This window comes from Flavobacterium maritimum (assembly GCF_040049085.1).
GTDB classification, from domain to species: Bacteria; Bacteroidota; Bacteroidia; order Flavobacteriales; family Flavobacteriaceae; genus Flavobacterium; species Flavobacterium maritimum.
In genome coordinates this window covers 252,990-277,639 of the sequence record NZ_JBDLZY010000004.1, presented here as the reverse complement: position 1 = coordinate 277,639, position 24,650 = coordinate 252,990, and the positions used below count along the sequence as shown (strand labels likewise).

General features: G+C 32.3%; 23 protein-coding genes. 13 read left to right on the top strand and 10 right to left on the bottom strand.

What is annotated here, in order from left to right; all coding sequences use genetic code 11:
- Nucleotides 1-45: 45 nt before the first annotated feature.
- The 3 genes from ABEB23_RS10575 to porX form a co-directional block, all read right to left on the bottom strand.
- Complete coding sequence (locus ABEB23_RS10575) at nucleotides 46-519, bottom strand: GNAT family N-acetyltransferase (RefSeq protein ID WP_348812565.1); 474 nt, start codon at nucleotides 517-519, stop codon at nucleotides 46-48.
- A gap of 11 nt (nucleotides 520-530) precedes the next feature.
- Nucleotides 531-938, bottom strand: a complete 408-nt coding sequence (tsaE, locus tag ABEB23_RS10570) for a tRNA (adenosine(37)-N6)-threonylcarbamoyltransferase complex ATPase subunit type 1 TsaE (RefSeq protein ID WP_348812564.1) — start codon at nucleotides 936-938, stop codon at nucleotides 531-533.
- An 82-nt stretch (nucleotides 939-1,020) separates the two neighbouring features.
- Nucleotides 1,021-2,574 carry a T9SS response regulator signal transducer PorX gene (porX, locus tag ABEB23_RS10565; protein WP_348812563.1) on the bottom strand — a complete coding sequence of 518 codons (1,554 nt, stop codon included), beginning with the start codon at nucleotides 2,572-2,574 and terminating at the stop codon, nucleotides 1,021-1,023.
- Nucleotides 2,575-2,899: 325 nt separating this feature from the next.
- On the opposite strand from porX, the gene ABEB23_RS10560 reads away from it, so the two are divergent.
- The 11 genes from ABEB23_RS10560 to ABEB23_RS10510 all read left to right on the top strand — a co-directional run bounded on the left by ABEB23_RS10560 (nucleotide 2,900) and on the right by ABEB23_RS10510 (nucleotide 12,726).
- Nucleotides 2,900-3,307 (top strand): GNAT family N-acetyltransferase, encoded by a 408-nt coding sequence (locus ABEB23_RS10560; RefSeq protein WP_348812562.1) that lies wholly within the window; start codon nucleotides 2,900-2,902, stop codon nucleotides 3,305-3,307.
- A gap of 247 nt (nucleotides 3,308-3,554) precedes the next feature.
- Nucleotides 3,555-4,349: a 3-keto-disaccharide hydrolase gene (locus ABEB23_RS10555; protein WP_348812561.1), complete on the top strand. Its 795-nt coding sequence runs from the start codon at nucleotides 3,555-3,557 to the stop codon at nucleotides 4,347-4,349.
- A gap of 190 nt (nucleotides 4,350-4,539) precedes the next feature.
- Nucleotides 4,540-5,769 carry an HD domain-containing protein gene (locus ABEB23_RS10550; protein ID WP_348812560.1) on the top strand — a complete coding sequence of 410 codons (1,230 nt, stop codon included), beginning with the start codon at nucleotides 4,540-4,542 and terminating at the stop codon, nucleotides 5,767-5,769.
- A gap of 40 nt (nucleotides 5,770-5,809) precedes the next feature.
- A complete protein-coding gene (gene lpxD, locus ABEB23_RS10545) occupies nucleotides 5,810-6,853 on the top strand; it encodes a UDP-3-O-(3-hydroxymyristoyl)glucosamine N-acyltransferase (protein ID WP_348812559.1) in 1,044 nt (347 codons plus the stop codon).
- Nucleotides 6,846-8,234 carry a bifunctional UDP-3-O-[3-hydroxymyristoyl] N-acetylglucosamine deacetylase/3-hydroxyacyl-ACP dehydratase gene (locus ABEB23_RS10540; protein WP_348812558.1) on the top strand — a complete coding sequence of 463 codons (1,389 nt, stop codon included), beginning with the start codon at nucleotides 6,846-6,848 and terminating at the stop codon, nucleotides 8,232-8,234. The genes lpxD and ABEB23_RS10540 overlap by 8 nt, the downstream gene beginning before the upstream one ends.
- A gap of 72 nt (nucleotides 8,235-8,306) precedes the next feature.
- Entirely contained in the window at nucleotides 8,307-9,092 is a 786-nt protein-coding gene (gene lpxA, locus ABEB23_RS10535) for an acyl-ACP--UDP-N-acetylglucosamine O-acyltransferase (RefSeq protein ID WP_348812557.1), read from the top strand.
- Nucleotides 9,093-9,190: 98 nt separating this feature from the next.
- The gene (efp, locus tag ABEB23_RS10530; protein ID WP_121338393.1) at nucleotides 9,191-9,757 is read left to right on the top strand and encodes an elongation factor P; all 567 of its coding nucleotides are present in this window, start codon (nucleotides 9,191-9,193) and stop codon (nucleotides 9,755-9,757) included.
- Nucleotides 9,758-9,826: 69 nt separating this feature from the next.
- Nucleotides 9,827-10,756 carry a UDP-3-O-(3-hydroxymyristoyl)glucosamine N-acyltransferase gene (locus tag ABEB23_RS10525; protein ID WP_348812556.1) on the top strand — a complete coding sequence of 310 codons (930 nt, stop codon included), beginning with the start codon at nucleotides 9,827-9,829 and terminating at the stop codon, nucleotides 10,754-10,756.
- Nucleotide 10,757: 1 nt separating this feature from the next.
- The gene (locus ABEB23_RS10520; protein WP_348812555.1) at nucleotides 10,758-11,120 is read left to right on the top strand and encodes a nuclear transport factor 2 family protein; all 363 of its coding nucleotides are present in this window, start codon (nucleotides 10,758-10,760) and stop codon (nucleotides 11,118-11,120) included.
- Between the two features lie 95 nt (nucleotides 11,121-11,215).
- The gene (sucD, locus tag ABEB23_RS10515; protein ID WP_348812554.1) at nucleotides 11,216-12,088 is read left to right on the top strand and encodes a succinate--CoA ligase subunit alpha; all 873 of its coding nucleotides are present in this window, start codon (nucleotides 11,216-11,218) and stop codon (nucleotides 12,086-12,088) included.
- Between the two features lie 215 nt (nucleotides 12,089-12,303).
- A complete protein-coding gene (locus ABEB23_RS10510; RefSeq protein WP_348812553.1) occupies nucleotides 12,304-12,726 on the top strand; it encodes a hypothetical protein in 423 nt (140 codons plus the stop codon).
- 71 nt (nucleotides 12,727-12,797) lie between these two features.
- Here ABEB23_RS10510 and ABEB23_RS10505 read toward each other — a convergent pair whose 3' ends face one another.
- From ABEB23_RS10505 to ABEB23_RS10475, 7 genes are all read right to left on the bottom strand, one after another.
- Nucleotides 12,798-13,763: a UbiA family prenyltransferase gene (locus tag ABEB23_RS10505; RefSeq protein ID WP_348812552.1), complete on the bottom strand. Its 966-nt coding sequence runs from the start codon at nucleotides 13,761-13,763 to the stop codon at nucleotides 12,798-12,800.
- Nucleotides 13,764-13,771: 8 nt separating this feature from the next.
- Nucleotides 13,772-14,716, bottom strand: a complete 945-nt coding sequence (locus ABEB23_RS10500; protein WP_348812551.1) for a diacylglycerol/lipid kinase family protein — start codon at nucleotides 14,714-14,716, stop codon at nucleotides 13,772-13,774.
- Entirely contained in the window at nucleotides 14,713-16,794 is a 2,082-nt protein-coding gene (locus ABEB23_RS10495; protein ID WP_348812550.1) for an efflux RND transporter permease subunit, read from the bottom strand. Before ABEB23_RS10495 ends, ABEB23_RS10500 begins: the two co-directional genes overlap by 4 nt.
- Before the next feature lie 180 nt (nucleotides 16,795-16,974).
- Entirely contained in the window at nucleotides 16,975-17,913 is a 939-nt protein-coding gene (locus ABEB23_RS10490) for a GNAT family protein (RefSeq protein WP_348812549.1), read from the bottom strand.
- Between the two features lie 25 nt (nucleotides 17,914-17,938).
- Nucleotides 17,939-19,000, bottom strand: coding sequence for a DUF3419 family protein (locus ABEB23_RS10485; protein ID WP_348812548.1), 1,062 nt, complete (start codon nucleotides 18,998-19,000; stop codon nucleotides 17,939-17,941).
- 6 nt (nucleotides 19,001-19,006) lie between these two features.
- Nucleotides 19,007-20,254: an aminotransferase class I/II-fold pyridoxal phosphate-dependent enzyme gene (locus ABEB23_RS10480; protein ID WP_348812547.1), complete on the bottom strand. Its 1,248-nt coding sequence runs from the start codon at nucleotides 20,252-20,254 to the stop codon at nucleotides 19,007-19,009.
- Nucleotides 20,255-20,269: 15 nt separating this feature from the next.
- Nucleotides 20,270-21,304: a thiamine-phosphate kinase gene (locus ABEB23_RS10475; protein ID WP_348812546.1), complete on the bottom strand. Its 1,035-nt coding sequence runs from the start codon at nucleotides 21,302-21,304 to the stop codon at nucleotides 20,270-20,272.
- A 471-nt stretch (nucleotides 21,305-21,775) separates the two neighbouring features.
- Here ABEB23_RS10475 and fabG point away from each other — a divergent pair, with 471 nt between their 5' ends.
- Entirely contained in the window at nucleotides 21,776-22,522 is a 747-nt protein-coding gene (gene fabG / locus ABEB23_RS10470) for a 3-oxoacyl-[acyl-carrier-protein] reductase (RefSeq protein ID WP_348812545.1), read from the top strand.
- Nucleotides 22,523-22,622: 100 nt separating this feature from the next.
- Complete coding sequence (locus ABEB23_RS10465; protein WP_348812544.1) at nucleotides 22,623-24,650, top strand: hypothetical protein; 2,028 nt, start codon at nucleotides 22,623-22,625, stop codon at nucleotides 24,648-24,650.

The following is a 24,650-nucleotide window of genomic DNA, read 5'->3' as shown; positions in this document are numbered from 1 at the left end:
TAAGTAATTAGCTTGTAGATAAGCGCATTAACGATTGGAGATAAATCAATCCATAATTTTTTCCATTTTTATATCGGCTCGTTCATAAACTCCTTCTTCTAAAGGAATCTCTACAAATCCGTATTTCTCATACAGATGAATTGCCGAAAGCAAACTTCTGTTCGAGTATAAAAAAAGTCTTTTAATGTTTTTCTCTCGGGCAACATCAAAACAATATTCAATCATTTTTTTACCAACTCCAAGCCCCTGAACACTATCGGTAACAGCCATTTTGCTTAATTCGTAGGTCGTATTGTCTATTTTTAATAATGAAATCGTACCAACAATTTCATTATTATACCTAGCATAAAAAATAAATCCCCCTTTGTCTATAATTTCACTCTGTGGATTGGAAAGCACTAGCTCATCTTTGGGCTCTACTTTAAAATATTTTTTGAGCCATTCAATATTCAATGTTTTTATAGGCTCCTTTAAATCGGCCGAAAAAGGAATTATTTCTACGGTATTTTCTAAATGCATCTGTTGACTGATTAACTTAATTCAAGAGAACGTTTTCCGTCAGGAAGCAGCTCAATAGTGATGACAGAATGGGATTCGGGAATCAGGTTTGGGATTTTTTCTGCCCATTCGATAAAACACCAATTACCGGAATACAAATAATCATCGACCCCCATATCCAAAGCTTCAGTCTCTCGATTTAATCTATAGAAATCAAAATGATAAACTAGCTGATTGTCTTTGGCTTGATATTCATTAACTAACGAAAAAGTCGGACTGCTTGTCGCTTCTGTAACACCCAAACTTTTACACAATTGTTTGATTAAAGTAGTTTTTCCAACCCCCATTTCGCCATGAAAAAGAATCACTTTTTTTGGGTTTTGGTCTATAATTTTTTGGGCAACTTCTTCGAGTTGATTCAGTGAAAAAATAACATTCATAATTTAAATATTCAGTGTTCAGGGATAGTGTTCAGTTATCTCGGATTTCCGTAAACAGACCACTGTAAACTGACCACTTTTTTTATTTTGGATTAAAAACTAAAAACGGCACAATCATTTCTTCCAACGAAATACCACCGTGCTGATACGTGTTTTTATAATAACTCACATAATGATTGTAGTTATTGACATAAGCCAAAAACAAATCATTTTTTGCAAAAATATACGAACTACTCATATTTATTGCAGGCAAACCAATTTTTTTAGGTTCTTTTACTGCATAAACATCTTTCTGCTCATAAGTCAGACTGCGTCCTGTTTTGTAGCGCAAATTCAGACTCGTATTTTTGTCACCCACCACTTTCGACGGATTTTTCACATTTATGGTTCCATGGTCAGTAGTTAGAATCAATTTGAAACCCATTTTTTGTGCCTGCTGAATCATTTCCAACAATGGAGAGTTCTTGAACCAGCTCAAAGTCAAGGAACGATAAGCCTTGTCATCCGGTGCCAATTCCTTAACTACATCCATTTCAGTTTTGGCGTGGGAAAGCATATCCACAAAATTGTAGACAACCGTAACCAAATCATTGTTTTTTAAAGATTTGAAATTTTCTACCAACTTTTTCCCACCGGCCAAATTGGTAATTTTAAAATAATCTTCTTTGATATTCAATCCCAGTCGTTTCAACTGTGCGGTTAAAAATTCGGCTTCATACAGATTTTTTCCTCCTTCTTCAGGATCATTTTTCCAATATTGCGGAAACTGTTTTTCCATTTCAAGCGGCGTTAAACCTGAGAAAATTGCATTTCGGGCATATTGGGTAGCCGTTGGTAAAATAGCATAATAGGGTACTTCTTTCTCCAGCTTATAGTGATTGCTGACCACATTTTCAAAAGCTTTCCATTGGTCGTAACGCAAGTTGTCAATTACAATAAAAAGAATCGGTTTGTCTTTTTTCTTAATTTCGGGTACCACTAATTCTTTGAATAGGGTATGGGACTGAATCGGTTTGTCTGCTTTGGGCTCAAACCAATCCTCATAATTGCGTTCAATATATTTTCCAAATTGCGAATTGGCTTCCACTTTTTGGGATTCCAAAATTTCAAACATACTTTGATCATCGATGTTTTCGAGTTCCAGTTCCCAAAAAATCAGTTTTTTATACAATTCAATCCAGTCTTCAAAAGAGTTCACCATTCCCATTTCCATGGTTATTTTTCGGAATTCTTTTTGGTAATCTAAGGTTGTTTTTTGCGAAACCAGTCGGGAATGATCCAAGTTTTTCTTCAGGCTTAATAAAATCTGATTTGGATTCACGGGCTTAATAAGGTAATCGGCAATTTTAGAACCAATCGCTTCCTCCATGATAAATTCTTCCTCACTTTTGGTAATCATAATGATAGGAATAGCTGATTTCTTTTCCTTCATTTCCGAAAGGGTTTCCAGGCCGCTCATACCGGGCATATTTTCATCCAAAAAAACAATATCAAAATTGTTATCTTCAAAAACGTCTATCGCATCCCGACCGTTATTACAGGTGGTGACGCTGTAGTTTTTCTTTTCCAGAAACAGAATATGTGGTTTCAAAAGATCAATTTCGTCGTCAACCCAAAGTATTTTTATAGTATCCATAGTTTTATAAGCAAGAGTTCAAAAGTACAAAAAGAAAAGTGCCAATTTAGTGCTTTTTGCAAAGGATGCTTACTAAAATTATGATAATTTTTCGTGCAATATTTCCCCTCGCTATAGTACGGACAACTCGCTCGTAGGGACAACTCGCAAATTGTCCCTACAAGAATAAAAACCAATATAAATTTGTAAGAAAAAATCAATACATTTGATAAAATATAAAACCGAACACACCTTCGTATACAGCTAATGAAAGAAGTAATTTGTTGAACAAAATAATTGAAACTGAACTTTCAAAATAAAATCGAAAGGATAAAAATATAACAGAATGAACATAACAATTTCAGAAACCCGGGAAATAAACATTGAAGAGATATTAGTACTATATAAAGCAAACGAATGGAGTTCTGCCAATAAACCAAACCAATTATACAATGGTCTTCTGAATTCAGAAACCTTAATTACAGCTTGGGACAGTAGCAAACTCATAGGTTTGGGAAACGCCATTTCTGATGGCTATTTAACGGTTTACTATCCTCATTTATTAGTGCTTCCCGAATATCAAGGAAAAGGCATTGGTAAAATGATTTTTGACAAAATGCAGGAGAAGTATCGTGATTTTCATATGCAAATGTTAACCGCAGATGGAAAAGCAATAGAATTTTATAGAAAAAACGGATTCGAACGTGCCGGAAAAACAGAACCTATGTGGATTTATCAAGGCAATGAACATTGATTCTTCAATATCAGTACGGACAACGCGCGAGTTGTTCCTACGATAATAAAAACAAATCAAATCTAAAACCATTACAAATGTGTCATTTAAACACAATTTCATTATGACCATATAGTGCTTAAAATCAATTAATTAAATTATTTACAAATGCTTTTTACTAACCTGAAAAGCATTTTTTTTGCAATGAAATGTAAAACAGAACGATTTTATTATAAATTTATACTTTTCCAAACCAAACTATTTAACTATGAAATCCAAAAACATTAAGAAATCTTTTTTAGCAATAGCTGTATTTTCAGCTACTGTTGCCATGGCGCAACATAATTATGTCAACACGCCTCCCGAAGTATCCCCAATGCCCATGAAACCTGAAATGACAGAGATTTGGGAACCGCAAGTAAAAGTAGTCACACCCGCTAAAAAAACAGGAGATGCTCCTTCGGATGCCATTATTTTATTTGACGGTAAAAATTTGGACCAGTGGGTGAGTCAAAAAGATATCAGCAAACCAGCAGGCTGGAAAATTGTAAATAAAGAATATATGGAAGTAGTTCCCGGCACAGGAGCTATTCAAACTAAAATGCAATTTGGAGATTGCCAATTGCATATCGAATGGAGCGCACCGGACGAAGTTCTAGACGGAGGCCAATGGAGAGGTAACAGTGGAGTGTTTTTCCAAAACCGATATGAATTACAAGTATTAGATTCCTATAACAACAGAACCTACAGCAATGGACAGGCAGGAAGTATCTACAAAGATCATCCACCATTGGTTAATGCGATGAATGGTCCAGCTGAATGGAATTCTTATGATGTGGTTTATACAGCTCCTCGTTTCAAAGCAGATGGAAAAATAGACAGCCCGGCAAGAATCACTGTTTTCCACAATGGTGTTTTGGTACAAAACAACACTACTATCAATGGATTAACTCTTTATATAGGTTTGCACAATTATCCTTCGGCCCATGGCGAAGATGTTATTTCGTTGCAAGATCACGATTGTAAAAATCAATTCAGAAATATCTGGATTAGAAAGCTATAAGAAACTAAAAAGGGAGCGATCAAAACGCTCCTTTTTTATTTCATCATTTTGACTACAAACTTTGGATAGCAAAATTATATATTTCGATTCAACTGTTTTTTGTGTGATAAAAAACAACCAAAATGTTATCGAGAATCGTTTTTAATTCTAAATGTTAAATTCCTTATATTTGTTCACCAAAAAATCTATTGTGAGTCAAATCAATAAGCTTAAAATATTCAATGACCCTATTTATGGGTTTATTACCTTGCCCAATGCCTTAATTTACGATTTAGTTCAGCATTCTTATTTTCAACGATTGCGCCGTATTTCACAAATGGGACTATCTTATTTAGTCTATCCTGGAGCCAATCACACCCGTTTTCACCATGCCTTAGGTTGTATGCACCTGATGCAAAAGGCAGTTGATGTATTGCGTTTTAAGGGAGTTGCTATATCTCCTGAAGAAGAAAATGCTTTGTACATAGCTATTTTATTACACGATATAGGTCATGGCCCGTTTTCACATGCTATGGAAAAAAGTATTGTTGAAGATGTGCATCACGAAGCCATATCACTTCTTTTTATGAACCAGTTAAACGTAGAATTCAATGGACAGTTGAGTTTGGCGATTCAGGTTTTTAAAGGAGAATATGACCGAAAATTCATGTTGCAGTTGATTTCCAGTCAGTTGGATATGGACCGTATGGATTATCTAAAACGCGACAGTTTTTATTCGGGAGTGGCAGAAGGAAATGTCAATTCCGAGCGTTTAATCCAAATGATGAATGTAGTGGATGATGTGTTGGTAATTGAAGAAAAAGGAATTTATTCGGTAGAAAAATTCCTGATGTCCAGACGGTTAATGTATTGGCAGGCCTATTTGCATAAAACGAGTCTAGTGGCAGAGTTGATTTTGACGAAAGTCTTAAAACGCGCCAAAGAGTTGACGCTAAAAGGAGTCCAATTACCGTGTAGTGAACCTTTGCAGTTTTTTATGCAAAACAAAATCACCTTGGATCTTTTTGATGCAGAAACTTTGGATTTGTTTTCACAACTGGACGATTTTGACATTATTAGCGCTTTAAAAGCTTGGCAAAAGCAAGATGATTTTATATTATCCTCTTTAAGTAAAATGATTGTAAATCGTGATTTATTAAAAATAAAATTGACCAGTGATAAAGTGGCATTAGAGGACTTACTTCCTCTGAAAGAACGCTTTGCTACCGAAAACAACATAACGTTATTGGAAACAAATTACTTTATTTTTAGAGGTAAAATTAAAAATCAGGCCTATAGTAAAGAAGCGGAACCTATTCGGATTTTGAAAAAAGACAGATCTATTGAAGATGTGGTTGAGGCCTCTGATCAACTGAATTTGAAGTCATTATCAAAATTGGTTACTAAATATTATATCTGTTTCCCAAAACAACTATTATAAAAACACCATATTAAAATCTATTTTTTATATTTTTGTCGCAATGAAATTTACAGCAGAACAAATAGCGGGAATTTTGGACGGGGAAGTAGTTGGTAATCCCAATGTCGAAGTTTTCCAGTTATCTAAAATCGAAGAAGGGCATGAAGGATCGCTTACTTTTTTAGCAAATCCTAAATATCTTAATTATATATATACGACCAAGGCATCTGTAACCATTGTTAATACTACTTTTGTTCCAGAATCACCAATTACCACTACACTAATCAAAGTGGATGATGCCTACGCGTCCTTTTCAAAATTATTAGAATTTTACAATCAGGTTAAATTAAATAAAAGCGGTATTGAACAACCTTCTTTTATTTCGCCAAGTGCTAAACATGGAACTAATTTATATTTAGGTAGTTTCAGTTATGTGGGGCAAAATGTAGTCATCGGAAACAATGTGAAAATTTATCCTAATTCTTTCTTGGGTGACAATGTTGTTTTAGGCGATAATGTGATTATTTTTGCTGGTGCCAAAATTTATTCGGAGACTGTTATAGGTAATAATTGTACCATTCACTCCGGAGCAATAATAGGTGCTGATGGTTTTGGTTATGCACCAAATTCAGACGGAACTTATAATAAAATTCCACAAATTGGAAATGTAGTAATAGAAGATAATGTAGATGTGGGTTCCTGTACAACAATTGACAGGGCTACAATGGGATCAACCATTATACGAAAAGGAGTAAAGCTGGACAATCAGATTCAAATTGCCCACAATGTAGAAATTGGAGAAAATACCGTGATTGCAGCGCAAACAGGTGTCGCCGGTTCTACAAAAATAGGAAAGAACGGAATGATTGGTGGCCAAGTTGGTATTTCGGGTCATTTGATAATTGGCGATAATGTCCGTATACAGGCACAATCGGGAGTGGGAAGAAATATAAAAGATGATGAGACTTTACAAGGAAGTCCAACATTTGGATACAATGATTTTAGTAAATCATACGTTCATTTTAAGAATTTGCCTAAAATTGTTGCAGAATTAGAAGAATTGAAAAAAGAAATATTAAACCAAAAAAACAGAAACAATGGTTAAACAGAAGACCATCAAAACAGAAATCTCGCTAACAGGAGTTGGATTACACACAGGAAAAGAAGTAACAATGACTTTCAAACCTGCGCCAGTCAATAATGGCTTTACTTTTGTTCGAGTAGATCTGGAAGGGCAACCTATAGTTGAAGCTGATGCTAATTATGTTGTAAACACACAAAGAGGAACCAATTTAGAAAAACTGGGCGTTAAAATTCAGACACCTGAGCATGTTTTAGCGGCATTGGTTGGTTGCGATTTAGACAATATAATTATTGAATTAAATGCATCGGAACTTCCTATAATGGATGGTTCGTCAAAGTATTTTGTTGAAGCTATCGAAAAAGCAGGAGTTGAAGAACAAGATGCTAAGCGAAATGTTTATGTGGTTAAAGAAGTAATTTCTTTTACAGATGAGGCTACAGGCAGTGAAATATTGGTAATGCCACACGATAATTATTGCGTTACTGCAATGGTTGATTTTGGGACTAAAATTTTAGGCACACAAAACGCAAACATGAAAAATCTTGCGGATTTTAAAACTGAAATCTCTGAATCCAGAACATTTAGTTTTCTACATGAATTAGAAGCATTGTTGGAAAATGGTTTAATCAAAGGAGGCGATTTAAACAACGCTATCGTTTATGTAGATAAAGACATATCCGATGCGACGATGGAAAATTTAAAAGTCGCTTTCGGTAAAGAAAAAATTACAGTTACACCAAACGGAATTTTGGATAATCTTACTCTACATTATCCAAATGAAGCTGCAAGACATAAATTACTTGATGTTGTGGGTGATTTAGCTTTAATCGGAACCCGAATTCAAGGTAAGGTTATCGCCAATAAACCAGGTCATTTTGTAAATACCCAGTTTGCAAAAAAAATGTCAAAAATCATAAAAATTGAACAACGTAATTATGTTCCTGTTTATGATTTGAATCAAGAGCCTTTGATGGACATTCATAAAATCATGGCTGTTCTTCCTCACAGACCTCCTTTTTTATTGATTGACAGAATCATAGAAATGTCTGATAGTCATGTAGTGGGAATGAAAAATGTGACAATGAATGAAAATTTCTTTGTTGGACATTTCCCGAATGCTCCAGTTATGCCAGGTGTTTTAATTGTTGAAGCGATGGCTCAAACAGGAGGGATTTTGGTGTTGAGTACAGTTCCTGACCCAGATAATTATTTGACTTTCTTTATGAAAATTGACAAAGTTAAGTTCAAACAAAAAGTACTTCCTGGTGATACATTAATTTTCAAATGTGATTTGATTACACCAATCAGAAGAGGAATCTGCCATATGCAGGCCAACGCTTATGCCAATGGTAAACTGGTGGCTGAAGCAGAATTAATGGCTCAGATTGCAAAAAAACAATAGATTTAGAAATCAGACTGTAGAACTTATATCTATAGTCTGTTTCTAATTAACAAAAACAATAAAAAAAAACAGATGAATCAACCGTTAGCATATGTTCATCCCGGCGCAAAAATCGCCAAAAATGTTGTCATAGAACCTTTTACAACCATTCATAACAATGTTGTGATTGGCGATGGAACTTGGATAGGTTCAAATGTCACCATTATGGAAGGCGCAAGAATTGGAAAAAACTGCAACATTTTTCCTGGGGCAGTAATCTCAGCAGTTCCACAAGATTTAAAGTTTGGAGGGGAAGATTCTTTGGCTATAATTGGAGACAATTGCACCATTAGAGAATGCGTAACCATTAACAGAGGAACTATTGCTTCTGGCCAAACTACACTTGGAAACAACTGTCTTGTTATGGCTACAGCACATATTGCACATGATTGTCATATTGGAGATAATGCCATTATAGTAAACGGAGTGGCATTAGCCGGTCATGTTACTGTTGGTAAGTACGCCATTATTGGTGGTCTGGCAGCAATTCATCAATTCATTCATATCGGTGATCACGCCATGATATCTGGTGGATCTTTAGTTAGAAAAGACGTTCCGCCATTTACAAAAGCAGCTAAAGAGCCTTTGTCTTATGTAGGGATTAATTCAATCGGATTACGAAGAAGAGGTTTTACAACTGAAAAAATCAAAGAAATCCAAGATATATACAGAATTCTTTATCAAAAAAATTACAATACAACTCAAGCTATCGGTATTATAGAAGCCGAAATGGAAGCAACACCAGAGCGCGACGAAATTTTGGATTTTATCAGAAATTCATCAAGAGGAGTAATGAAAGGTTACACTGGAAATTACTAAAAATAAGTCGGTTAATCGTTTATTTGTTAAATCGGTTAACCGATTTAACAAAATATAACGAATCAACAAATAAAACGAATCAACAAACAAACATTAAAATGGCATCTACATCAGATATTAAAAACGGATTGTGTATTAAATACAACAATGATATTTATAAAATCATCGAATTTCTTCACGTAAAACCTGGGAAAGGACCTGCTTTTGTAAGAACAAAACTAAAAAGTTTAACTAATGGAAAGGTATTAGACAATACTTTTTCAGCTGGACATAAAATTGAAGAAGTTCGTGTTGAAAACCATAAATTTCAATTTTTATACCCAGAAGGTGACTTATTTCACTTTATGAATGTGGAATCTTTTGAACAAATTTCTTTAAACAAAAATGTTTTGGATTCTCCTGAATTATTAAAAGAAGGTGAAAACGTAATGATCAGTATTAATACTGAAACTGACTTGCCTCTTTCTGTGGATATGCCTGCTTCTGTAGTATTGGAAGTTACTTATGCAGAACCGGGAGTTAAAGGAAATACAGCTACCAATGCAACCAAATCAGCTACTGTTGAAACCGGAGCAACTGTAAATGTTCCTTTATTTATCAATGAAGGTGATAAAATTAAAATTGATACCACTACAGGCTCTTACATGGAGCGAGTAAAAGAATAGATTTAGTTAATGGTTGATGGTTGATCGTTTCATAACCATCAACCATCAACCAACAACTAAAAATACCAAATGAAATTTCCAAAAACACATACCTTAAAAGAGATTGCTGACCTAATCAACTGTGAATATGTTGGTGATGAAAATTTTCCAGTATCCGGCATGAACGAGATTCATGTTGTTGAACCTGGCGATATTGTTTTTGTAGACCATCCTAAATATTACGACAAGGCACTAAATTCAGCTGCGACTATTGTTTTAATCAATAAAAACGTAGATTGTCCTGATGAAAAAGCATTATTAATTTCTGACGATCCTTTCAGGGATTTTAATAAATTGACAAATCATTTCAAGCCTTTTCAATTTTCAAACGTATCAATAGCTCCTTCTGCTTCAATAGGAGAAGGTACCATAATACAGCCAAATACATTTATCGGTAATCATGTAGTCATTGGAAAAAATTGCTTGATCCATTCTAATGTCTCAATTTATGATTATACTGTAATTGGTGATAATGTAATTATTCACGCAGGTACTGTTCTGGGAGCTGATGCTTTTTATTACAAAAAACGCCCTGACGGTTTTGATCAGTTAATTTCAGGAGGAAGAGTTGTCATTGAAAACAATGTTGGCATTGGTGCTCTTTGTACGATTGATAAAGGCGTTACCGGCGATACGACTATCGGAGAGGGAACAAAAATAGACAATCAGGTACATGTAGGTCACGATACGGTAATCGGTAAAAAATGTCTGATTGCTTCTCAAACAGGAATAGCTGGTTGTGTAATTATCGAAGATGAAGTTACCATTTGGGGGCAAGTAGGAACCACGAGTGGAATCACGATAGGAGCAAAGGCTGTCATTCTAGGACAAACAGGAGTTACTAAATCCGTGGAGGGAGGTAAATCTTATTTTGGCACACCAATAGAAGAATCCCGCGAAAAACTGAAACAACTGGCCAATATCAAAAAAATTCCTGAAATTCTAAATAAACTCAAGTAAGATGTCTCCAAAAGAAATTGTCCAAAAATTTTACAAATCGGATGCACTAATTGATTGCGAAGTCATGAAAGAATTTCTGCACCCGGATATTATTGTAGATTGGAATAGCACTACAGGTTTTATTCAGTTAAATTATGATTCGTTAATGAATTTGACAGATCAATTGCACAAAGCCTATGTTCGTTCAAAAGTTAGAATTAGCCACATTGTTTCTGAAAACGACTTGATTTCTGTTCGTTATTCCCATTTTGTCAAAACAATTGAAAACCCAAGAGAAGAAATGCTTTTGGCACATTTTATAGCAATTTGGCAAATAAAAGACAATAAATTATACAGAGGTTATCAAATGAGTCAAATATCATAAATTAAGCAGTAAAAAACTGAATTTTGAATACCAATTACTGCTTACTATTTTATACTTTTGCATCACAATTTTAAAAACAACATAAAAAATATATCATGAGTGTTTTAGTTAATAAAGATTCCAAAATAATTGTTCAAGGATTTACAGGAAGCGAAGGAACGTTCCATGCTTCACAAATGATTGAATACGGTACAAACGTTGTTGGTGGTGTAACTCCAGGAAAAGGAGGAACGACACATTTAGACAGACCTGTTTTTAATACAGTTAAAGATGCTGTAGATCAAGCTGGAGCAGATACAACTATTATCTTTGTACCACCGGCTTTTGCTGCTGATGCAATTATGGAAGCTGCTGATGCTGGAATTAAAGTAATTATTGCAATTACTGAAGGAATCCCTGTAGCAGACATGATTAAAGCAAATAGTTATGTTAAAGACAGAAACGCAAGATTGATTGGTCCAAACTGCCCTGGTGTAATTACTCCAGGAGAAGCAAAAGTAGGTATCATGCCAGGTTTTGTTTTCAAAAAAGGAACTGTTGGTATTGTTTCAAAATCAGGAACATTAACTTATGAAGCTGCTGACCAAGTAGTAAAACAAGGATTAGGAATCACTACTGCAATTGGAATTGGTGGAGATCCAATCATTGGAACTACAACAAAAGAAGCTGTAGAATTATTGATGAATGACCCAGAAACAGAATGTATCGTTATGATCGGTGAAATCGGAGGTCAATTAGAAGCAGATGCTGCTAAATGGATCAAAGCTGATGGTAACCGTAAACCAGTTGTTGGATTTATAGCAGGAGTTACAGCTCCAGCTGGAAGAACAATGGGACATGCAGGTGCAATCGTTGGTGGATCTGATGATACTGCAGAAGCTAAAAAACAAATCATGAGAGAGAACGGTATTCACGTTGTGGATTCTCCTGCTGAAATTGGAAAAAAAGTAAAAGAAGTTTTAGGATAATCTAACCTAAATTAAATATTTTAAAAGCCTCACAATTTGTGAGGCTTTTTTATTAATAATTGAATTAAAGAAATATCTTTGCACTTTATTAAATGTATCTGTTTTAACAGACTAAATTATAATAAGAGTAAACATAAACGAATGGTTTTTAGTGGACCTCACGATTTTGTGGGGTATTTTTTTGCCAAAGCCAATTCAAATAAAAATAAAATAACATGTACAAAGAGTTAAAAAAATTCAAAGTTAGCAACCAGTTTTCATTTACAACAGACGATAGTTTAGAAGAAGTTTGTAATGCTTCAGAAGGATCTGGAGTATTCTTGGTTTATTCTGTAGGGGACGAAAAAGAGTTAATTATGGTTGGTTCTACAGGAACTGTTCAAAATGACGGAACTTTGAAAACTAAAAATGGTGGTCTGGCTGATAAAATAGTAGAAGGACATCAATTTGCAAAAACAGGAAGAAAATATTCTTGGCCAGCACAAATGAAATTAGAAAATATCGACAAATTAGAAGTAGTTTGGTATGAAACTTTCAATTCAGATGTAAAAGCAATTCCAACCGCCGTAGAAGGACAGGTTTTACAAAACTTCTTGGATGAGAATGGAAGATTGCCAAGATGGAATGTGGCTTTCTAAGAATCTATAAATAATTTAAAAGTGTCTCAGTTTATTCTGAGACATTTTTTTTTGCTTTAATTAAAAAACTTTTAGACTTGGTATCGGCAAGGTCTAAAGTGTAAAGCTATTTCAAATATGAAATAAAAAATAGACATTTGGATCCACCATTTCAGTTGATAATGTAATACTATGGCAATGTGAAATAAAATAAAACTTCTAACTGTTGACAAAATTGGAAAAATAGCTTCTTCTACATTTTCGGTTTTATTTAAATGCCCTTTTATCAAACCCAAAATCAACAAGATAGTTCCAAGTAATCCAAATAAAATTTCAATTTCATTCATTTCGTTTCTAGTCCAAAATAAAACAAAGACTATTACAGCAAATATGTCTCCTAATAATACGGTTTTTTTCCAACCCAAAACTACCGGAAATGTTTTATATCCCGTTACTCTGTCCGCATCAATATCTTTTAAATAGCCTATTAGTACAAAATTTGCATATGAAAAAAAACTAATTGCGATATAATTGCCAAAATGAGCAAAGAAATAAGTTATGCCATTCGGAATAATAGCAAAAAAACCCATAATTGGTAATAATGCTACAATCCATGCGTTATAAAGAGGGCCGGCAAACCAAAACTTTTTTTTAATGATAGAGTAGGTAGCTAATCCAAAAACGGCGAATAGGCTTAGTACAAAACTTATTGGACTTACTAGAAGCAAGACTATTGCGCTACACAATAATCCAATAATACTAACTGTTAAAGTAGCATTGATAGTTATAATCCCTTTTGATAATGGACGATATGGGGCTGATAATTTATCAGTATCCGTTTGAAAACAATCGGTAAGTGCCTGACCAAAACCATATCCCATAAAAAAAATAACTGATGATACACCAATCCTTAAATAATCTGTATTAAACTGACTAGCCATCGCTATTCCCGTAGTTCCTGCGATACTAGAAACAAACAATAGATAGGGCCTCATTTGTATTATGTATGCTTTCCAAAATTTTAATGAATAAATAGGATATGGATTTAGCTTATTCATGATTTATATTAATTTGTAAGTACATTTATTTTCCTTGAAAGTAATGTTATTCCAACCTGTTTTGTTTTTATAGTTTCACCATCATATTCAAAAACAAAATGATCTTTTGAACTAAGATTAAAATCAGTAATAAAGTAGGATATACGCTTATTACTATACTTAAATTTGCCTGTTGCAAGTTGGATTAAAGTAGAAATAAGTTCTAACTTTGTCATATTCAAGCAAATATTCAATGCTAATTTACCATCATCCGGCAATATTTCTTGTTTATAATGGAAACTTCCGGATACATATGGGATTTTTAAAATATTAATATTTGAAACCATAATAGTTTTATATTCTTCATTGAAATGTATCTGACATAGAATATTTTTATATCTAAAAATTGTTGAAATGGCCGCGTATAGAATCGCTCCAGAAACAAACTTTGATTTTAAAAAGCGTAAAATTTTATCTGGATTATTAAAATTGAAATTCGCCTGTGCAGTAACTCCAAAACTTGAATTCACAATAAAATACCGGATTTTAACTTCATTATTTTCATCTAAATATTTTACTAAGCCAACATCACTTGCTAGTTCATTACCTAAATAATTAATTCGAATTGGAATCCCTTTAATTGATTGACCATTTGGTTTCAGGAAATCATTACTTGAACCCAATCCTATAGCACCAAGGGTAATATTACTTAAATCAATCTCATGATTTTGCAATAAAATGGTTAAAATGTAATTAATACTGCCATCACCTCCTGCAGAAATAATATAATTTTTCTGTGTCTTGTTGAACAATGGAGCTAAAACTTCTTTGAGTTGAATATCTTTGCTTATGACAATTATAATTGTGTTATCGGGTAAAATTTTTAGCACATCTTCTTTTATACTAAGCCATCTTTGCCACCCTCGACCTTGATGACAATAAGGATTGATAATAATAATGACTTGATTATTCATAGTTTATTTTTATAAAAAGAAGTTATCAATATTGGAGTAATAAGAAATTCCGTTACTAATGCAACTATTATGATCAGACTCATTAATAATCCATGGATGAAAACATCATTGAAAGAAGAATGCAATAATATAATAAAACCTCCCAAGAGAATTAAAGAAGTCATAATCATTGCTCTTCCGGTATGGAGATAGGTTTTCTCTAAAGCAAATTGAGTTGTCAAACCATTCCTTTTTTCCAATTGAAACCTATTGATGAAATGTAAAGTATCGTCAACAGCAATTACATAACCGATTGCAAATATTATTGTGGTCGCTCCTCTAAATTCTATACCTGAATACCCCAAAAAACCTCCAATTATTATTATAGGTATAATATTAGACACAAACGAAATAATGATCATAATCAATGACCTATATATTAAACCAATAATAAGTGATACTATCAGTATTTCGAACATAAAGCTATCTAAAGTATTGTTAATCCTTAACTGGTGACCAATATCCGTCATATAATCCGGTCCAGTAAATTCAAAACTTACATTTGAAGAATCAATATTTCGAGTTACCCATTTTTTTATTAGCTCTTCTTTCTTTTCCATTTTATTTCGACCAATATCTTTGATACGACCAATCAACCTGCCTGTTTTGTTGGTACTGTCAATAATTGCTATAGGAAAATCATTTTCTCTCGCGGTTGAATATAAATACAATCTATCAAAATCCTTTTGTGATGTTGGGAGCTGCCAATTAGAATTTCTGCTGGTAGACTCGTTTATCCATTTATACATCAGGACAGGCGAAATAATTTCTGAAACCCCAATATCATGTTTAAGATAATTTTCCAGTTTTTCAATATTTTGAATTACTTTTTTATCATGTAAGGAATGGTTATTTTTTGTATTTATAATTAATTCAAAAGTTCTACCACCTCCCATATTATTATCAAAAAACCTAAAATCATTAAATAATCTATTATTTTTTGGAAGACTGGATAGAATATAATTATTTGTGTTTACCTTAAATATGCCATATATTGAAACAAGTGTTATAATCAAAAAAGCAAGAATAATTTTTTTCGAATGCAAATAAGTAAATTCTAAAACTCTAGTTAAAATTGTATTCCATTCATGTGACATAACAGGTTTTCGGAAGGATTTTGCAAGATTAAATTTCAGTAAAATAGCTGGAAATAGAATGATAGAATTTACCCAACAAATCATCAGTCCAACAGCGGCATCAACTCCAAAGGATTGCATAGTTTCCATGCTCATTGTTAACAAAGTAAGAAATCCTATTGCTGTCGTGAAAGAATTGATAAAAGTAGTAAGACCAATTTCAGTTACTGTTTTATTTATTGCAAAAACAGAATCATTCTTGATTGATTCGTATGCGAATTTATTGCTAATATGAATCACATCTGAAATCCCCACAATTAAAACAATAGTGGGAAAAAGATTTGACATTATTGTTAAAGATCTATTAAACAAAGCCATATAACCATATAACATGATTAATGAAACAGCCATGCAAATTAAAGGTAATAGAGCTCCAATTATTGATCGATGAATCAAGAATAAAATAAAAAAAACGAAAGTAAAACTAAGAATCAAAGATATTTTTAATTCCTCATTTACTAATTTTTTATATTCTGATTCTAAATATTTCCGCCCAAAATAATGCTGGTCTTGCAACATTAGCTTATTCACTAAATTATCAACTTTTTTTACCAGGGCATCCATTTGAATCAGAGAAAGGTTATCTGAAAGTTGAAGTATTATTTTTATGCTTTTAGCATCTTTTGTAATGAAATGCTGTGTAACTTCAAAATCACGAAATATTTGAATGCTGTCATATCGCATTTTTTGGGGTTCATAGGATTCGATATAAGATCTTTTTTCAATAAACCCCTGACCATAACTTTTATATTTTTTCAGAGAAAGAATTGAAACAGAGTTTTTGATTTCTTTAAATTCATCAATACCATTTTGCAATAAGACAATTTTTTTTAAAAAAAGAGAATCAAAAATTGAAGCCTTATTCTCAATGGCAATCACGAGTATATTCTCTGATGATCCCATTGTTTTTGTAAATTTTTCATAATTTGCTAAGGCAGGTTCTCCTTTTGGAAAAAACTGTTTGAAGTCAACATCAGTCTTTAATGTAGGAAACAAAAAAATGGCCCAACCACATAAAAAAAATGTGATTAAGAGGATAAGTGAATTATATTTTGATATCCATTTGCCGAACATAATCCTTGTTTAAAGACAACGTACATCAATTGTGATCCTGTCCGTTTTATTTAAAGTAAAATCGCTAAGTATATAATAATCAGTACAATTTATTGCGTTTTTTTTTAAAGCATTAAAAACCATATCATTTTTTTTGCAACAAACCATCAGATATTTTATGCCAGCATCTTCTAATTCCTTCAAAACATCATTTATATGTGTTATATTCTCAGCTGTATGATTGAAAAGAGTTGAAAATGTTATTTTTTCACCTTCTTCAGGTAAATGGATTTTTCTTTTAGATTTAATTTTTCTAAAAAAAGCAAATCCTAACTTGTAAATCCAACTAATCTTTAAAATTTCAAGTTGATACATCTTATGAGTATTGAAATAACCAAGACCATTGGTAAATACTTTATAATAAGATGAATCTATTTCTTCTCTGTCATAAAGTTTTACATAGAACAGTTGTTGACAAACTTTTAAATCACTTGAAAACTCTATTCGTGATTTTGTAGAAATCGTAAGGTAGACAAAATCATATAAGTTAATTTCATCATTAACTTTTGAGAGTAAACGTATTACGGGATTATTATTGTTTTTAAGTGTTATGAAGTTTTTAATTAAGTTTTCCGGCTTAAAGAAATTTTTATAAACGAATTTTGCCATCATTCTACCAATTCCTGAACTACGATAATTTGGGTGTACTTTCACATCAAAACCAATTCCTGCAAAAAAAATATCATCATTTACTTTTAAAGTAGTTTGTGCTGCTATACAAGTTCCTAAAACGATCCCCCTTTCATCAATTGTCAAAATGGGATAATATTTTTTGAAAACAATAGCTCTATCTAAAAAATGTTTTTTTAAAATTCTTAACTGAATACTTTTTCCTTGAAAAACAATCCTTTCTAATTGATTGACGTTTTCATCATAAATTTCATCGTATGGAATAATTTTTATATTCATAAAAAACTATTTTAATTTCCCTTTTCTACAACTTTCTTACTGAAAAAACATGATACATTTTAGTAGATTCCCGCTCATCATACAGTTTAATTTCCCAATCTTTTTTTGATAATTTCACAAGCTCCTCATTGGTCAATGAGTTTCGTAAAAAACTGCGAAAAACAATATTATTGCTTTTGTCTTCCATACAATATTCAATTAATTTCTCTAGATATAGAAATGATTCAAAACTTAAAATATCGGAAACGGAATAAAAAATTGGACACTCCAATTTTTTATTATTACTTTTAATCAATTCAAGCAAATCACCATGCCAATATTCAATTTCGATTTCTTCATTTACTATACGATTTTGAATATTATTTATTATTTTTTTTTGCAATGAAGGAGGTAGATGTTCTTCTTTCATTTCCTTTAAACTTCCTTTAAAAATAAGATGCATCATAAAATTTGAAGCGACCTTTCCTTCCATTATTATTTTTGTTATTGCTTCAGGTATCTTTTTGTTTCTGGCATCTGCACTAATAAATGCGGAATCTCTATTGCCAAATAATCGATAGATCCATTTTTGAGAAAAAAAATAGGCAATCATTTTCCATAGTAATTTTGGAAAATGTCTTGATTGAAAATTTTCATTTTTAAAAATTAAATAAAATTTTTCACCTAAAAAAAAGGTTAGAATTGGTCTAATTCGATTCAAAAATTTTTCAAAATGCCCTACATTTAAAATTCCTTCTTCAATAATGGATTTATTGTTCTCCCAATACAATCTACAACTACTTGTTAATTCATTTTTTATAGATTCAAAATAAGTATTCCTAATATTATTTTGAACCTTATCATGGCCTATAAATTTTAAATAATCATCGGTTGAATATTTGGTTAACACTGCTAATTTTAATTGTAATAGGAAGATCGCTTCAATGTTTGAATCTACAATGATCATTTTTTTAACAAAAACATTATCTAATAAAGCCAATACACGTTCACCACTTCCAGCAATGGCTATTACCGTAGGGTAATTTTCTTGTTGTAGTAATTGTCTTTCTATAGAATTATCTTCGTTTACATGAGAATAATATATCATAATAAATTAAAGATAACATTCCTTGTTATTCCAAACTTCCATAATAGTCATGATTAATTTATCAATGTCTTTTTTTGTATGTGTTGCCATAAAACTTATCCTGAAACGCTGATTATTTATTGCTACTGCCGGGTATTCGATTGCGTTTATGAAAATATTCTTTTGATGAAATAAATATGCTGCTTTTCGTATATTCATTTTAACTGGTAATTTTAGCGTAATTATCGCAGCCTCTGGTTGGGCACAAAACTCATAATCTTTTAATTTTTCAACAGCATATTTTACATTGTCCAATAGCTGTAATTGTAGATGTGGTTCTTTTTTCATGACTTCTAATCCTCCTAATACTGCAGCCGCAACAGTCGGAGGAATAGATGCCGAAAACACATACGGATGTGCATGAAATCGAAGGTAATTTATTACATCTTGAGCTCCGGTCAGAAAGCCTCCACAAACTGAAAACACTTTACTGAAAGTCCCCATGTTCAAAAACACAGAATCACTGCAATCAAAAAGTGAGGCAGTCCCACTTCCATTTTTACCCAAAACCCCTGTTCCATGGGCATCGTCAACAATAAGTTTCGCATTGTATTTTTGACATAAATTTGCTATTTCATCTAACTTAGCCAAATCACCATCCATAGAATAAACACCTTCAACACAAACATAAATATCACCTATTATTTTTTGATAATTTTGAATAAGCTCCAATTCTAATTCATGAATATTGTTGTGTGAAAATTTTACTGATTTTGCTTTTGTGAGTTTAAGACCGTCATAAAATGAAATATGACTTAATTCATCATAAAGTATTAAATCATGTTGTTGCGCCAAAGTACCAACAAGAGCCAAATTAGCCATGAACCCTGAAGAAAATAACATCGTCGCTTCTTGATTTTTAAATAAGGATAATTGTGTTTCTGTTTCCTCTATTAATTTTACATACCCGTTTAAAAGAGGGGGACCCCCAATTCCGCAACCGTACTCATCAACAGCTTTTTTTACTCTTAATTTTACATGAATGTGATTTGCTAAGCCCAAATAATTATTAGAAGCAAACATAAGCATCTTACGTTGTTTACCTGTAAATGGATCCTTTATAGTCACTTCTCTATCAGATGCTGAAAGAATGCTTCTCAAATAGGTAAGTTTTTCTGTTACCAATAACTCATTAAAATTAGAAACCCTATCCTCCAATTTTTGGTTTCTTTCCAATAATTGAATCCGTTGACGATTTTGATTTTGTTCTAACATAATAAAAATGTTTACTTACCAATTAGCATCTTGTTTCATTAACAAATCAAAATACAATTGAATGTTACTATTACATTTATGAAATAGATTTGGTATTACAGCTGGTTGACATTTGATCGTTTTATTATTTGAAATAAATTGAATTTTTTTATTTGATACAATTTCGCCAATAAAAATAGGTGTCCAATTATCAGCCCTACATGCATCCTCAAATTCTTTTTGTTTGCTTACCGGTATAGAAAATAACAATTCATATTCTCCATGTGGACCAGCGAGGAATATCCAAAGTGGCAATTTTGATGCTTTTTCTATTTTTAAGACTTCATCATGCACAATGTTTTGTAAGGATCCAACCAAATTAAACCCAACATGGTTAATTTCGGATAAAACGGAAAGTGCTGGAAATAAACCGTCGCTTGTATCCATACATGCGGTCGCATAATCGCTTATTAACTTGCTTTCTCTGAGTCTGGCGGTTGGTTGATATTTTATTTTAATTGAATTATCAAAATATTGGGCATAAGCAAATGCATTTCCTAAACCTAACTTTCCCGTTGAGTATAACATCTCGCCGGCCGTCATTTTTTTTCTAAACAAAGTTTTTTCTCTATCCGCGATTGTACCAATCCCTGTCGTGACAATTGCTATTGAAGAATCATAATTTGTATCTCCACCAAGAATATTTACCTGATAGATTTTACAGGCATTATTAATCCCTTTTTGAAAATGTCTAAACCATACCTTATCAATTTCATAAGGTATTTGTATTGAAAGTAAAATTCCAAAAGGTAAAGCTCCAACAGCTGCCAAATCACTTATAGTTACGGTAATAGACATCCATCCAATAAGAAATGGGTCAACATAAAGTTTTTTATTTATTTCTTCATGGATACCATCAATTTTTAATACTAAATATTGAATTGACTTATTATTAAACTCAATTATTTCAGCATCAGACTCAAGAAAATTATTAATTTGCCATGGGTGCCTAGAAAAAGCACTGGCAATTGCTCTCACATTTTTTACTTCGTAATCTTCTATTTGCTTCATAATTCACATTATTAATTACACTTAGTATTTTTAAAATACTGGTAAACAAAGAATAAATGAGATATAGCAATTAAATATTGAATAATATTTTTAAGTCAAAAGACATTGTTTTGAGCAAAGTGAAACTAAAGATACAATTTTTTTCATTTAGCCTTTATAAAAAAATCAAGTTATAAGAAGCAATTTTGACAGGACAAGTTTTACAAAATTCTTTGGATGACAATGGAAGATTGCCAAGATGGAATGTGGCTTTCTAAATAAATTTTAGAATAAACTATATAAGAGCTTTACTTTGGTAAGGCTTTTTTTATACTACAAATTTTATAAAACGCCTAAATAATCTATATTTGTACCTCAGAAAATGAACAAGCCCAAACAATAATATGAAATGAGCATCACTGAAAATGGATGTAAGAACCAATTCAGTTTTATGCAAAATACATATAACCATAAAAAAAATATTATTTAAACATGAAATTACTAGAAGGAAAAGTAGCCATCATAACAGGCGCAAGTCGCGGAATCGGAAAAGGTGTTGCGGAAGTTTTTGCAAAACACGGAGCAAATATTGCCTTTACTTATAGCTCATCAGTAGAATCAGCTTTGGCATTGGAAAATGAATTGAATGCTCTTGGAATTAAAGCCAAAGGATACCAATCCAACGCAGCTGATTTCAATGAAGCACAAACATTCGTGGATGCTGTTTTAGCTGAATTCGGAACAGTTGACATCCTAATCAACAACGCCGGAATTACTAAAGACAATCTATTAATGAGAATGTCTGAGGCTGATTTTGATCAAGTAATTGATGTGAATTTGAAATCGGTTTTCAATATGACCAAAGCGATTCAAAAAACCTTCTTGAAGCAACGTGCGGGTTCTATCATCAACATGAGTAGTGTTGTGGGTGTAAAAGGTAATGCTGGACAAACTAATTATGCTGCTTCTAAAGCTGGAGTTATTGGTTTCTCTAAATCAGTGGCACTTGAATTAGGTTCCCGTAATATCCGTTGTAATGTTATTGCTCCAGGGTTTATTGAAACTGAAATGACAGCCAAATTAAACGAAGATGTCGTGAAAGGATGGAGAGATGGAATTCCATTAAAACGTGGCGGAACGACAGATGATGTTGCTAACGCTTGTCTTTTCTTCGCTTCAGATATGAGTGCATACGTTACCGGTCAAGTTCTAAATGTTTGTGGAGGAATGCTTACTTAATATTTAATTAAAGGAATTAAAAATTCAAAGATTTAAAGATTTCTGAACAGTTTATCAGTCTTTTAATCCTTTAATTTTTAAATATTTCAATCAAAAATAAATGACAACAAACACCATTCTATTAATTCTACTTTCTTTGTTAGTATCAGGTGGTTTGTCATTTTATCAATATTTTTATAAAGCCAAAAACAAATCGAAACTCAATTTGTTTTTGGCTTTTTTACGTTTTTTATTCATTTTTGGAATTTTATTACTTTTAATTAATCCAATAATCAATAGAAACACATTTGAAACTATCAAAACTCCTTTACCTTTAGTAATGGATAATTCGAGCTCGATAGCTTTTTTGAATGCGAAAGAAAAGACATTGGAACTTTATGAAAAGCTCTCTTCTAATAAAGCTTTACAAGAAAAATTTGATATTCAATCCTATCGATTTGACAGTGAATTTCAACAATCAGAGCAATTTGATTTTAAAGGAACACAAACCAATCTGGATAAAATTGGACAAGATTTAAAAAAAATCAACAAAAATGTAGCTTTCCCTACGGTAATCATTACAGACGGAAACCAAACAACCGGTAATGATTATGTGTACAGTTTTGATTCTAATAATAAAGTCTATCCGATTATTGTAGGCGATACCGCAACGGTACTGGATTTAAAAATTGATCAAATAAATGTCAATAAATATGCATTCCACAAAAATAAATTCCCTGCAGAAATATTTATTCAGTACTCCGGAAACAAAAACATAACAGCTAATTTTAGTATTTCACAAGGGAATTCTGTTTTGAGTAAGCAAAGTGTTGCATTATCACCGGCAAAAAAATCAGTAATCATCAATACTCTTTTACCAGCAGATCAAATAGGATTGCAACTGTTTAAGGCAACTGTTTCATCTAATGAAAAAGAGAAAAATACCTATAATAATACCAAAAATTTTGCGGTTGAAGTAATTGATCAAAAGACAAATATAGCTATTGTATCGGCAATAAATCACCCCGATATTGGTGCTTTGAAGCGATCCATAGAATCTAATGTTCAACGAAAAGTAACGATAGTTAAACCCGAATCAATCAGTTCGTTAGAAGATTATAATATTCTTGTATTCTATCAACCAACAGCTGCTTTTAAATCCGTTTTTGAAAATGCCGCAACAGCAGGGATTAACACCTTTATCATCACTGGAACCAATACTGATTTTACATTTTTAAACCAACAGCAAAATAATTTGGTTTTTAAAATGAGTGGGCAAAAAGAAGATTATTTAGCTGGATTTAATCCCCAATTTAATCTCTTTGCAATTGACAATATCGGTTTTGAAAATTTACCTCCTTTACAGAATGCTTTTGGTACGGTAAGTACGAATGGTGATGTATCTGTTTTACTTTCGTCAAAAATCAGAAATATAGATACGAATGCTCCTTTGCTGGCTTTTACCGAAAATAAAGGCAAACGGACTGCTTTTCTTTTAGGTGAGAATAGTTGGAAATGGCGTTTGCAAAGCCATATCGATAATCAGTCTTTTGTAAAGTTTGATGTATTCATGGATAAAACTATTCAGTTTTTGGCTTCCAACAGTTCTAAAAAGTCTTTGATTGTTGAACATGAAAACTTTTATAATTCAGGAGAAGCAATCGAAATTCTGGCGCAATATTTTAACAAAAATTACGAGTTTGACGACAAAGCACGTTTAACGATTGCCTTAACCAACATCAAAACCAAGCAGACTAAAAATTACGATCTACTTAGAGGAACAAATTCTTATAAAGTTAATTTAGACGGACTCGCAGCAGGAAGTTATAATTTTTATGTAAAAGAATTGAATTCAAAAACCACTTATTCCGGGCATTTTGAAATTTTGGATTTTGATATTGAAAAACAATTTGTAAATCCGGACAGAGAAAAATTGACGCAATTGGCAGACCAAACAATGGGAAAAGCATATTATCCGGACCAAGTGGATGCTTTGATAAAAACACTTGTGGAAAACGAAGAATACAAAGCCATTCAAAAAGATATTGTTACCAAAACACCATTAATAGATTGGGTTTGGCTACTAATTTTTATTGCTGTTTTACTTTCAACAGAGTGGTTTATCCGAAAATACAATGGATTGTTGTAA

Excerpts from the sequence above, each read along its gene's own strand:
- ABEB23_RS10575 (WP_348812565.1), bottom strand. The coding sequence starts at position 519 with ATGCATTTAGAAAATACCGTAGAAATAATTCCTTTTTCGGCCGATTTA.
- tsaE (WP_348812564.1), bottom strand. The coding sequence starts at position 938 with ATGAATGTTATTTTTTCACTGAATCAACTCGAAGAAGTTGCCCAAAAA.
- porX (WP_348812563.1), bottom strand. The coding sequence starts at position 2,574 with ATGGATACTATAAAAATACTTTGGGTTGACGACGAAATTGATCTTTTG.
- ABEB23_RS10560 (WP_348812562.1), top strand. The coding sequence starts at position 2,900 with ATGAACATAACAATTTCAGAAACCCGGGAAATAAACATTGAAGAGATA.
- ABEB23_RS10555 (WP_348812561.1), top strand. The coding sequence starts at position 3,555 with ATGAAATCCAAAAACATTAAGAAATCTTTTTTAGCAATAGCTGTATTT.
- lpxD (WP_348812559.1), top strand. The coding sequence starts at position 5,810 with ATGAAATTTACAGCAGAACAAATAGCGGGAATTTTGGACGGGGAAGTA.
- ABEB23_RS10540 (WP_348812558.1), top strand. The coding sequence starts at position 6,846 with ATGGTTAAACAGAAGACCATCAAAACAGAAATCTCGCTAACAGGAGTT.
- lpxA (WP_348812557.1), top strand. The coding sequence starts at position 8,307 with ATGAATCAACCGTTAGCATATGTTCATCCCGGCGCAAAAATCGCCAAA.
- efp (WP_121338393.1), top strand. The coding sequence starts at position 9,191 with ATGGCATCTACATCAGATATTAAAAACGGATTGTGTATTAAATACAAC.
- ABEB23_RS10525 (WP_348812556.1), top strand. The coding sequence starts at position 9,827 with ATGAAATTTCCAAAAACACATACCTTAAAAGAGATTGCTGACCTAATC.
- ABEB23_RS10520 (WP_348812555.1), top strand. The coding sequence starts at position 10,758 with ATGTCTCCAAAAGAAATTGTCCAAAAATTTTACAAATCGGATGCACTA.
- sucD (WP_348812554.1), top strand. The coding sequence starts at position 11,216 with ATGAGTGTTTTAGTTAATAAAGATTCCAAAATAATTGTTCAAGGATTT.
- ABEB23_RS10510 (WP_348812553.1), top strand. The coding sequence starts at position 12,304 with ATGTACAAAGAGTTAAAAAAATTCAAAGTTAGCAACCAGTTTTCATTT.
- ABEB23_RS10505 (WP_348812552.1), bottom strand. The coding sequence starts at position 13,763 with ATGAATAAGCTAAATCCATATCCTATTTATTCATTAAAATTTTGGAAA.
- ABEB23_RS10500 (WP_348812551.1), bottom strand. The coding sequence starts at position 14,716 with ATGAATAATCAAGTCATTATTATTATCAATCCTTATTGTCATCAAGGT.
- ABEB23_RS10495 (WP_348812550.1), bottom strand. The coding sequence starts at position 16,794 with ATGGGATCATCAGAGAATATACTCGTGATTGCCATTGAGAATAAGGCT.
- ABEB23_RS10490 (WP_348812549.1), bottom strand. The coding sequence starts at position 17,913 with ATGAATATAAAAATTATTCCATACGATGAAATTTATGATGAAAACGTC.
- ABEB23_RS10485 (WP_348812548.1), bottom strand. The coding sequence starts at position 19,000 with ATGATATATTATTCTCATGTAAACGAAGATAATTCTATAGAAAGACAA.
- ABEB23_RS10480 (WP_348812547.1), bottom strand. The coding sequence starts at position 20,254 with ATGTTAGAACAAAATCAAAATCGTCAACGGATTCAATTATTGGAAAGA.
- ABEB23_RS10475 (WP_348812546.1), bottom strand. The coding sequence starts at position 21,304 with ATGAAGCAAATAGAAGATTACGAAGTAAAAAATGTGAGAGCAATTGCC.
- fabG (WP_348812545.1), top strand. The coding sequence starts at position 21,776 with ATGAAATTACTAGAAGGAAAAGTAGCCATCATAACAGGCGCAAGTCGC.
- ABEB23_RS10465 (WP_348812544.1), top strand. The coding sequence starts at position 22,623 with ATGACAACAAACACCATTCTATTAATTCTACTTTCTTTGTTAGTATCA.